Source organism: Mycobacterium sp. DHQP2018-32-09 (assembly GCF_058148405.1).
This window is the reverse complement of record NZ_JBYVYK010000017.1, coordinates 88,188-98,008: the sequence shown is the minus strand read 5'-3', so window position 1 is coordinate 98,008 and position 9,821 is coordinate 88,188. Positions and strand designations below refer to the sequence as shown.

Annotated in this window: 9 protein-coding genes and 1 pseudogene; 6 read left to right on the top strand and 4 right to left on the bottom strand. The window is 71.0% G+C overall.

What is annotated here, in order from left to right:
* Together AC30CM_RS10895 and AC30CM_RS10890 are read left to right on the top strand one after the other, a co-directional pair.
* A partial coding sequence (locus AC30CM_RS10895; RefSeq protein ID WP_490116871.1) for a DUF6286 domain-containing protein occupies positions 1 to 504 on the top strand: 504 nt, incomplete at its 5' end.
* Positions 501 to 1,052: a hypothetical protein gene (locus AC30CM_RS10890; RefSeq protein ID WP_490116870.1), complete on the top strand. Its 552-nt coding sequence runs from the start codon at positions 501 to 503 to the stop codon at positions 1,050 to 1,052. The genes AC30CM_RS10895 and AC30CM_RS10890, both read left to right, overlap by 4 nt.
* On the opposite strand, the gene AC30CM_RS10885 is transcribed toward AC30CM_RS10890, so the two are convergent.
* Both AC30CM_RS10885 and AC30CM_RS10880 read right to left on the bottom strand, forming a co-directional pair.
* On the bottom strand, positions 969 to 1,793 hold the full coding sequence (locus AC30CM_RS10885; protein ID WP_490116869.1) for a rhomboid-like protein: 825 nt from the start codon (positions 1,791 to 1,793) through the stop codon (positions 969 to 971). The genes AC30CM_RS10890 and AC30CM_RS10885 overlap by 84 nt on opposite strands.
* Positions 1,794 to 1,800: 7 nt before the next feature.
* Positions 1,801 to 2,694: an adenylate/guanylate cyclase domain-containing protein gene (locus AC30CM_RS10880; protein ID WP_490116868.1), complete on the bottom strand. Its 894-nt coding sequence runs from the start codon at positions 2,692 to 2,694 to the stop codon at positions 1,801 to 1,803.
* Positions 2,695 to 2,861: 167 nt separating this feature from the next.
* Between AC30CM_RS10880 and AC30CM_RS10875 the strand changes: the two genes are divergently transcribed.
* The 4 genes and pseudogenes from AC30CM_RS10875 to AC30CM_RS10860 all read left to right on the top strand — a co-directional run bounded on the left by AC30CM_RS10875 (position 2,862) and on the right by AC30CM_RS10860 (position 8,557).
* A complete protein-coding gene (locus AC30CM_RS10875) occupies positions 2,862 to 4,748 on the top strand; it encodes a S9 family peptidase (RefSeq protein ID WP_490116867.1) in 1,887 nt (628 codons plus the stop codon).
* Complete coding sequence (locus AC30CM_RS10870; protein ID WP_490116866.1) at positions 4,745 to 5,404, top strand: DUF3159 domain-containing protein; 660 nt, start codon at positions 4,745 to 4,747, stop codon at positions 5,402 to 5,404. The genes AC30CM_RS10875 and AC30CM_RS10870 overlap by 4 nt, the downstream gene beginning before the upstream one ends.
* Before the next feature lie 124 nt (positions 5,405 to 5,528).
* Entirely contained in the window at positions 5,529 to 6,752 is a 1,224-nt protein-coding gene (locus tag AC30CM_RS10865) for an acyl-CoA dehydrogenase family protein (protein ID WP_490116865.1), read from the top strand.
* A 255-nt stretch (positions 6,753 to 7,007) separates the two neighbouring features.
* A pseudogene (locus AC30CM_RS10860) lies at positions 7,008 to 8,557 on the top strand (HNH endonuclease signature motif containing protein).
* Between the two features lie 82 nt (positions 8,558 to 8,639).
* Here the strand turns inward: AC30CM_RS10860 and AC30CM_RS10855 are convergent.
* Positions 8,640 to 9,407 carry a TrmH family RNA methyltransferase gene (locus tag AC30CM_RS10855; RefSeq protein WP_490116881.1) on the bottom strand — a complete coding sequence of 256 codons (768 nt, stop codon included), beginning with the start codon at positions 9,405 to 9,407 and terminating at the stop codon, positions 8,640 to 8,642.
* Positions 9,404 to 9,793 carry a 50S ribosomal protein L20 gene (gene rplT, locus AC30CM_RS10850; protein WP_490116864.1) on the bottom strand — a complete coding sequence of 130 codons (390 nt, stop codon included), beginning with the start codon at positions 9,791 to 9,793 and terminating at the stop codon, positions 9,404 to 9,406. The genes AC30CM_RS10855 and rplT overlap by 4 nt, the downstream gene beginning before the upstream one ends.
* Between the last annotated feature and the right edge of the window lie 28 nt (positions 9,794 to 9,821).

The window sequence follows — 9,821 nt, the reverse complement described above, 5'->3', positions numbered from 1 at the left end:
CCGGCCGCCGCCGCTCGCGTCGGCGCCGCCTTGGCGCTGGGCCTCGTCGCACTCGGGGTGGTCGGCGTGCGCGACGCCGCCATCGCCGCCGGCTGGATCGGCGGCACGCCGTGGGTCCCGGCGGCTGCCGACGCCGTCGACGGCCTGACCCCGTCCGGATGGATGCCCGCGGCGGCCGTGTTCGCGGCGGTGCTGGGGGTGGCGTTGCTAGGCGTCGCGGTGGCGCCCCGCAGGCGTGTCGCGGTGCCCGTGACCGCTGCGTCGGCCGTCTACCTGAGACGCGCGGACGTCGCGACCATCGCGGCGACCGTGGCGCGCGACGTGCCCGGGGTCCTCGACGCGCGCGCGACGGCGTCGTCCAGGCGGCTCGTGGTCCGATGCACCGTCACCACGGGCGACGCCGGCCTGCGGCAGCGCATCGAAGCGGTCGTGGCGACGGAACTGGCTGCGCTGCACCGCGTTCCCGCCATCACGGTCCGCGCGCGCCCCGCGGAGCGCGCGTGACCAGGCTTGCGGTCGGCATCGACCGTCTGATGGCCGCCGTGGCGGGCTTGGGCCTGCTCGCGGGCGCGGCGCTGACGGTGGCGTGGTGCGCCGGGCGTATCGGAGGCGGCAGGCCGCTGCGCTGCGTGCTCACCGCCGGCGTGCACGCCGCCTGGTGGCCGTGGGCGGCCGCCGTCGGCGGCATCCTGCTGATCCTGGTGGGTCTGCGGTGGCTGCTCGCGCATCGTCGCGCCCCGCGCGCTCGGCGCATCGCGCTGGCCACCACCGAGTTCACCGCCACCGCGGACGTCACGGCCGCGGCGGCGGCCGCCGCGGCGGCGCTGCGCACCCGACCGGCGGTCGTGAAGGCCAGCGGGGTCGCCACCGTCGAGCACGGCGCGCCCACCGTGACACTGACGGTGACGGTGCCCGCGCGGCACGGCCTCACCTACGCCGCGGCGGCGGCCGACGACGTGGCCGGCACGCTAGCCGCGATGTTCGGCGATGCCGTCGCGGTGCGCACCGTCGTGCGCGTCGACGCGAAACGCGCGCACGCCGCGGTGGTGTAGCGCGCTGCGGGTGGCAAGCCACGCCGCACCCGCGCCGAACACGCCGCACAGCGTGACCATCCCGGCGGTCTCCGGCGTGCCGACCAGCATGAGGAAGCCGAACCACGACGCCACCGCGAGCAGCGCCCAGCGCCACGGCGTCCACGCGGCAGGCGTGCCGAAGCGCAGGGCCAGCGTCATCCCGAGCAGTAGCGCCAGCCCGTGGCCGGCGTCGGTGAAATCGCTGCTGGTGGCCACGACGCTGCCCTCGACACCCAGCCACCACCCCACCCACAGCGGTCGCCAGGACGGCGGAATGGCGGCCGTCAGCACGCCGAGGACCGCGGCGGCGCCGTAGCTGGTGCCGACGTCGACCGCCCGGGCCACGTCGGCACGCGCCCACCCGCGCTCGACGGCGGCGACCAGTCCGACCGCCACCAGCAGCGTGGCGCCCACGTGACCGACGGCGAACGCGACCACCAGCCGTCGGCTTCCCCAGACCAGCTCGGCGAGTCCGAGCAAGCACAGCAGTCCCGGCAGCCACAGCAACAGCGGGCCGGCGTCGACGACGAACGCGCTCCCGAACAGGGTGCCCACGCGTCCGCGGGCCAGATTGTGCAGGTTCGTGCTGGCGTGCTCGAACACGCGCTCCTGCACGTCGGGGTCGAGCGTTGCCAGTGCCGCGGCGACGGCGGCCAGGATCGAGCCGTAGATCAGGGTCACCCGCACCCGCAGCAGTCGCGAGACGGCGAGGTGGACCATTGCTCAACTATGCACCGGGAGTCACGGCGCCCTGCGGTTCGTCGGCTGGCAGATCCCTGCGAGTCTTCAACCAGTACATGGCGAGATCGTCGGGCACGCCGGAGATCCGTGGGGCGAACAGGGGCTTGCGGACCCTCTTCGCGACCACGCCGAGGGCCTCGAGTTTCCCGTCGGGCAGCCCGTCGAGGGTCGCCTGGGAGATCACCAGACCGCCGCGCGTCGCGCGTTCCATCACCCTGGCCGCGATGTTGACGTCGACGCCCAGCCAGTCGGACCCGATGCGCTGCGGCCGCCCGGTGTGCACCCCCACCCGCACCCGCGGCCGGTATCCCTCGACCTCGACGCCCTTGACCGCGTCGAGCGCGTGCACCACCGCCGCGACCGCGGTTCCCGGTTCGCCGAAGACCGCCATCGACCCGTCGCCCATGCGCTTGACGATGCGTCCGCCCGCCGCCAGCAGGGGCGGTTCCATCTTCTGGGTGACGCGGCGCAGCAGTCGCAGCGTCGCATCGTCGCCGGCCGCCAGAGACCAGTCGGAGAACCCGACGAGGTCGGTGAACACCAACGTCACCTCGTCATTGGCGGGCTTGCCGGAGACACGCTCGGTGATCGCCTGCCACACCTGCAGCGCGCCGAGGCTGACCTCGCGGGACGCGGCGTCGCGGTCGAGCAGGCGGTCGGCGGCGCGCGTGGCCGCCCGCGGGCCGCCGACACCGGCCGCCGAGAGCGGATCCCCGAATTCCGGATCGCCGGGCAGCGCACGGCGGGCGCGTCGCAGGAAAGCGATGACGTCGGGGCTGTGGTTGGTCGCCCGAAGCCACCCGAGCGGCCCGTTGGCGCCGTATCCGGTGTCGGTGCGCTCCACGCCGTCGGATCGTTCCTCGAACGACTCGACATCCACGACGCCACCCTAGGTCCGCCGCGCGGCGAGCGGCAATGACGCCACGCCCGCGTGGGACGTCGCTCACAGCCTCGATCTTGACGCGCCTGTCACTTAGTGACATGGTTGGAATGTCACTAAGTGTCACCCGCGTGATCCGCACGCGCCGACCGACGAAGGGACACCCCATGCCACTCCCCGACCCCATCTCGGTGGAGGACTTCTTCAACCCGCCCGTGCGCGCCGCCGCCACCCTCTCCCCGGACGGGACCAAGCTCGCCTTCCTGGCCCCGTGGCAGAACCGCCTCAACGTCTGGGTGAGCGACCTGGCGGCCGACCTCACCGAGGGCGAACCGCGCTGCGTCACCGCCGACGCCACCCGCAGCGTGCACCATTACGAATGGACCGACGATCCCCGGTGGATGATCTACCTTCAGGACACCGGTGGTGACGAGAATTGGCACGTCATGCGGGTCGACCTCGAGAACCCCGACGCCCCAGCGGTCGACCTGACGCCGTTCCCCGGCGCCATGGGGATCCCCATCCGCGAGATCACCGGGGGCCGCGCGTTCGTGATGGCCAACAACCGCGACCCCCAGGCCTTCGACGTCCTCGAGATCGACGTCGCCACGGGCGAGACGACACTGCTCGCCCAGAACCCCGGCCAGATCGGGTCGTGGCTGTGCAGCGAAGACGGCACGCTCTACGCGACGTCGCTCACCGACGACGGCGACGTCGTCGTGTCGCGCTGGGACGCCGAGACGGCCACGCCGAATCCGATCGTGACCTATGACGGATCCGATCATCCAATGGGCCTCTACCCGACGGTGCTCACTCCCGACGGCAAGGGACTGTGGCTGGGATCCAACCGCGGCACCGACCGCACCCGCCTGGTCCGCCTGGACCTGACCACGGGCGAGGAGAGCGAGGTCGACGACCACCCCGAATACGACCTCGATCCCCGCGCGATCGTCAGCCCCGTCCTCCCGTCGCCCCTGATCCTGGACCGCCGCACCGGCGACTTGCTCGGGGTGCGCTACCTGGGTGCACGCCAGGTGATCCATGCCCTCGACGACGACTTCGCGAGCGTCCTGGCCGCGGTGCAGGAACTCTCCGACGGCGACCTGAGCAGCCTCACCTCGGACCTCACCGGCAGCCGCTGGGTGGTCGGTTTCACCCACGACCGCGATCCCGGCGTGACCCACCTCTACGACCACGCCACCGGAACGTCCCGGACGTTGTTCCGGCCGCTCCCGCACCTCGATCCCACCCAGTTGGCGCCCATGCAACCGGTGACCATCACCTCGCGCGACGGCCTGGCACTGCACTCCTACCTGACGCTTCCGGTCGGCGTCGAACCCCGCAATCTGCCGCTGGTCCTCGTGGTGCACGGCGGGCCGTGGTACCGCGACGGCTGGGGCTGGGACGGCGGGACGCAACTGCTGGCCAACCGCGGTTACGCGGTGCTGCAGGTCAACTTCCGCGGATCGCTCGGCTTCGGCAAGTCGTTCCTGAAGGCGGCCATCGGCGAGTTCGCCGGCAAGATGCACGACGATCTGGTCGACGCCGTGCAGTGGGCGGTGGATCGGGGCCTGGCCGACCCCGACCGCCTGGGGATCCTCGGCGGATCCTACGGCGGCTATGCGGCGCTGGTCGGGGTCACGTTCACCCCGGATCTGTTCGCCGCCGCCGTCGACTACGTGGGCATCTCCGACCTGGCGAACTTCATGCGCACCCTGCCCCAGATCGCGCGCCCACACCTGGCCAACAACTGGCACGCCTACGTCGGCGACCCCGACGACCCGGTGCAGCTGGCCGACATGATGGCGCGCTCCCCCATCACCAAGGTCGACCAGATCACGACACCGCTGATGGTCGTCCAAGGTGCCAACGACGTCCGCGTCGTCCAGGCCGAGTCCGACAATCTGGTGGGCGCGCTGCGCGACCGCGGCGTCGAGGTGGAGTACCTGATCCAGCACGACGAGGGCCACGGTGCGGTGAACCCCGAGAACAACATCACGATGTGGCGCGCCATCACCGAGTTCCTCGCGCGCCACCTCGGCGGGCGTGCGTGAGCGCCGGCGCCGGCGTCCTGCAGCGCGTCGGCGGTGTCGCCGGCCTGGTCCAGGCCAGCGTGCCCAGCATGGTCTTCGTCGCCGCCGACGCGGTCGCGGGCCTGCACGCCGCGGTGGCGGTGGCGGTCGGCAGCGCCGCCGTCATCGCCGCACTGCGCCTGCTGCGCCGAGAATCGTTGCAACCGGCCCTGTCCGGATTGCTCGGGGTAGCCGTCGGCGCCCTGATCGCCTACCAGACCGGCGACGCCAAGGACTACTTCCTGGTGGGCATCTGGACCAGCCTGTTCCTGGCCGTGGCCTGCATGGCCTCGGTGCTGGCGCGGCGACCGCTCGTCGGTGTCGCGTGGAACCTGCTCAACGGCCGCGGCGGAGCATGGCGCACGGACCGAACCTCGGTGCGCGCGTACGACGTCGCCACGGGCGCGCTGGCGGTGGTGTCGGCGACGCGGTTCGTGGTGCAGAACTGGCTCTACGACGCCGACGCCACCGGATGGCTGGCGGTGGCGCGGGTGGCGATGGGTTACCCGCTGACGGCGCTGGCGCTGCTGGTGATGGTGTGGGCCATCCGACGCTCGGCACGCAGCCTGGGCCGCCGCGACGCCGCCTCGGCAGACCTTCCCGGGACGCGGCCGTACTGCTCGTCGCGGGATGTCTAGGCCGGCACGGCGCTTCGTCGACGGCGATCGTGGACAACGACCGTTGTCAGGAATATCGTGGCGGTTCCACCTTGGTTTCGGAGCACGCCGAGGCGGCGGGACCCCACGAAAGGCGGCGTGATCGATGCTCGAATGGTCCGAGGTGGATCTCGCCGTCCGCGATGCCGTCCGCGACTTCGTCGACAAGGAGGTGCGGCCCCACGTCGACGACCTCGAGAGCGGCGACATGGCCCCCTACCCGATCATCCGAAAGTTGTTCGCCACGTTCGGAATCGACGCCATGGCCAGGGAGTCACTGGAGCGTCGGCTGACCAAGATGCGCGCCGGCGACACCGGCGGGTCGTCGGGCGGCATGCTGGGCGGCGGGACCGAACAGGCGGGCATGGGTTTCGTGCTGATCAGCGAGCTGTGCCGGGTCAGCATGGGGGTGGTCACGGGCATGGGCGTCAGCCTCGGCCTGACGGTGCCCACGATCGCGGCCAAGGGCACGCTGGCCCAGCAGGAGCGGTGGCTGCCCGAGTTGGTCACCTACGAGAAGGTGGGCGCGTGGGCGATCACCGAACCCGACTCGGGATCGGACGCCTTCGGCGGCATGACGTCGACCGTGGTCCGGGATGGCGACGGCTACGTGCTCAACGGCCAGAAGACGTTCATCACCAACGGACCCGACGCCGACGTGACCGTCGTCTACGCCAAGCTCGACGAGGGCGACGGCACCGACAGACGGGCCCGCAAGGTGCTGACGTTCGTGCTCGACCGGGGCATGGACGGTTTCGTGCAGTCGAAACCCTTGCGCAAGATGGGGATTCACAGCTCGCGAACCGGCGAGCTGTTCTTCACCGACGTCCGCCTCGGCCGCGACCGCCTGCTCGGCGAGAGCGAGCAGAACACCGACGGCCGCGACAGTGCCCGGTCGAACTTCTCCGCCGAGCGGATCGGCGTCGCCGCCATGGCGCTCGGGGTCATCGAGGAATGCCTGCGGCTGTCGGTGGACTACGCGAAGTCCCGCACCCTGTGGGGGCAGAACATCGGCCAGTTCCAGCTGATCCAGCTGAAGCTGGCGACGATGGAGGTGGCACGAATGAACGTGCGCAACATGCTGTTTCGCGTCATAGAGGCCGCTCAGAATGGCGTCGCCATCTCGCTCGCCGAGGCATCGGCCATCAAGTGGTACTGCTCGCAGGCGGCGACCGACGTCGCGATGGAGGCCGTGCAGTTGTTCGGCGGGAACGGCTACATGACGGAATACCGCGTCGAACAGCTGGCGCGCGACGCAAAGTCGCTGATGATCTATGCCGGCAGCAACGAGGTGCAGATCACCCACGTCGCCAGGGGGCTGCTGGCCTGAGGGGCCTGCCCAACGGGGGGTGAGCCGCGGCATCTGCGAACCCTGGGTGGCACGGCAATCATGGCCCGCCTAGATCGCCCATCCGACGGGTGCGGACCAGAAGTCGGTCCCTCGACGTGAAGCCCCCACCCCACGGCCCCGAGAGTGGGGGCGCCGTCGTGTCGATTCCCCGGGGTCGCGGACCCGCGGTGTTGACGACCGTGGAAGCCATCGACGCCATCCCGCAAGCGAGACGGCGGACATGTCAGACCTCGAATGTATGTTCGAAGCATGCGGGCGGGGATCGTGGGCGGGGCGGTGCCAGAGGCGGTGGCAGCGTTGCGCGCCGCCGTCGACGCGCTGACTTCCTGCGACCTCGAATCACTCGACGCCGCCGAGCGGGTGGAACTCCTCGCCGACCTGGAAACCCACCGCTGCCGCATCCCCGCGCTCGAACACCGCCTGATCAACGCTCTGGACGCCGACACCCCGCCAGCGCAGTTGGGGGCCAAGAGTCTCGCCGACGCGTTGCAGACCCGGCTCAACCTGCACCCCAGGGAAGCCAAACGCCGCGTCGCCGTGGCCGCCGACCTCGGGCCCCGACGATCCCTGACCGGACAGCCGATGCCACCTACGCTGCCCGCCACCGCGATCGCGGTGTCGCACGAGGTGATCAACGCCGACCACGTGACCGTGATCCGCGACGCCGTCGCCAAGATCCCCACCCACGTCGACCCGATGCAGCGGTCGGGGTTGGAGGTCGCCTGGGCGCGGGCCGCGATGTCGATGGCGCCGCATCAGTTGGCCGCCGATCTCACGCGGGCGCTGTATCTGCTCGATCAGGATGGGCCGCCGCCGACCGACGAGGACGGGGCGGCGTCGCGGCGTGACCGTCGGCAGGCAGGGGGCCGATGGCACCGTCGCGGTGAACGTGGTGATGACCGCCGCGGCCTGGGCCGCCCTGGAAGTCCTGTTGGCGAAGTTCGCCGCCCCAGGCATGTGCAACCCCCGCCGACGATGAGCCCTGTACGTCGGGGACACCGAGCCAAGCGCAGATCGACGCCGATGACCGCACGCTGGCCCAGCGTCGCCACGACGCGTTGGCGTTCCTCCACCGCACGGCCCTGGCCAAGGGTGAACTGGGCCGGCTCAACGGGATTCCCACGGCGATCCTGATCCGCACCACCCTCGCCGATCTGGAATCGCGCGCCGGCGTCGGGGTGACCGGCGGCGGCACCGTGCTGACGCGCCGCGAGATCCTGCAGCTGGCCGCCCAATCCACCACCACGGGATTCCTGACCCTGTTCGACGACGCCACCGGCAAGGTCCTCGACCTGTTCCAGACCCGCCGCACCGCCACCGTCGTGCAACGCCTCGCCCTGATCACCCGCGACGGGGGCTGCACCAAACCCGGCTGCACCGTCGGGGCGTACGGCTGCCAAGTGCACCACGCCAAGAAGGACTTCGCCGCCGGTGGCAACACCAACGTCAACGACAACGCCCTGGCGTGCGGCAGTGACAATCGGCTGGTCGGCACGACCGGCGGCTGGACCACCCGGATGAACGCCCGCCACGAGGTCGAATGGCTACCGCCCCCACTACTGGACCGCGGCCAAACCCGGGTGAACACCTACCACCACCCCGAACGACTCCACCCACCACCGGGCGGCGAGGAAACTGATTGCGCGGCAAGCGAATCGCCATCCGACGGCACCAGGGAAATGAGCGAGGCAACCGCCGACCCACCCGGTGACGGACGCACCGGACCCACCATCGACGACCCGTGGGCACCCGAGCACCACCCGCCGCAGGCGGCCTCGCCATGACGGCGATCGTCAACGGATGGCGGCGCCTGCACACCCGCTCCCGCGCACCTGGCCAGGCCGGAAGGGTCCCTGACCCCGCCGTTCAGCGGGTGGCGCGCGAACTCTGGTACAGGCAGATGGCCGCGGCGGACGCCACGTTCAGGCTCTCCGCGCCACCGGTCATCGGGATGCGCACGCGCACGTCGGCGGCGTCGGCGACCTCGGCGGGCAAGCCGTGTGCCTCCGAGCCGAACAACCAGGCCGTCGGCACGTCGAGGTTCAGATCGGGCAACGACACCTCGCCGTCCAACGTCGCCGCCATCACCACCAGACCGGCGTGGACCAGCTCCGTGATCAATCCCTGCGTGTCGGGCACCGATACCACCGGCACGGAGAAGAAGCTGCCCGCCGAGGCTCGCAGACACTTCGCGTTGTAGGGGTCCACGGAGTTGCCGGCGAGCACGAACCCGTCGGCGCCCATGGCATCGGCCAACCGGATCAACGTGCCGGCATTTCCCGGATCGGACGTGTCCACGGCGACGGCCACCAGGCTGGGCGCGGTCAGCAGGTCCGCGAGCGCTGCGTCCGGCATCCGGCAGACGGCGATCAGCCCCGTGGGCGTCACCGTGTCGGACAGCGCCTTCGCCGCCCGCTCGGTGACCTCGTGCACCGGCGCGTCGGCGAGCAGTGAGTCGAAGCGCTGCGCTGCGTCCGCGGTGGCGAAGACCTCCTCGACGAGACCACGCCGCAGCGCCGACTCGACGAGGTTGGGACCTTCGGCGAGAAAGCGTGCGGCGTGGCGACGTCCTGCGGGCCGCTGCAGCTTGAGCGCCGCAGCTACCCGATTGGAGCGTTCGGTGAGGGCCGTCAGGCGGCTTCGCCCGACGGGGCGTTGACGTCCTCCGGCAGCGCCGTGCGGGCCACCTCGACCAACGCGGTGAACGCGGCCGGATCGCTCACGGCGATCTCGGCCAGGTTCTTGCGGTCCACCTCGACACCGGCGGCCTTGAGGCCCTGGATCAGGCGGTTGTAGGTGATGTCGTTCGCACGGGCCGCGGCGTTGATGCGCGAGATCCACAACTTGCGGAACTCACCCTTGCGGGCGCGACGGTCGCGGTACGCGTAGGTCAAGGAGTGCAGCTGCTGTTCCTTGGCCTTGCGGTAGAGCCGCGAGCGCTGGCCGCGGTAGCCCTTCGAGGCCTTGAGGACTGTACGACGCTTCTTCTGGGCGTTGAGTGCGCGCTTCACGCGTGCCATGGGTGTTCCTATTCTCGTTCGGTCAGGT

Coding starts and splice junctions, on each gene's coding strand:
- AC30CM_RS10865 (WP_490116865.1), top strand. CDS start 5,529: ATGCTCGAATGGTCCGAGGTGGATCTCGCCGTCCGCGATGCCGTCCGC.
- rplT (WP_490116864.1), bottom strand. CDS start 9,793: ATGGCACGCGTGAAGCGCGCACTCAACGCCCAGAAGAAGCGTCGTACA.
- AC30CM_RS10875 (WP_490116867.1), top strand. CDS start 2,862: ATGCCACTCCCCGACCCCATCTCGGTGGAGGACTTCTTCAACCCGCCC.
- AC30CM_RS10885 (WP_490116869.1), bottom strand. CDS start 1,793: ATGGTCCACCTCGCCGTCTCGCGACTGCTGCGGGTGCGGGTGACCCTG.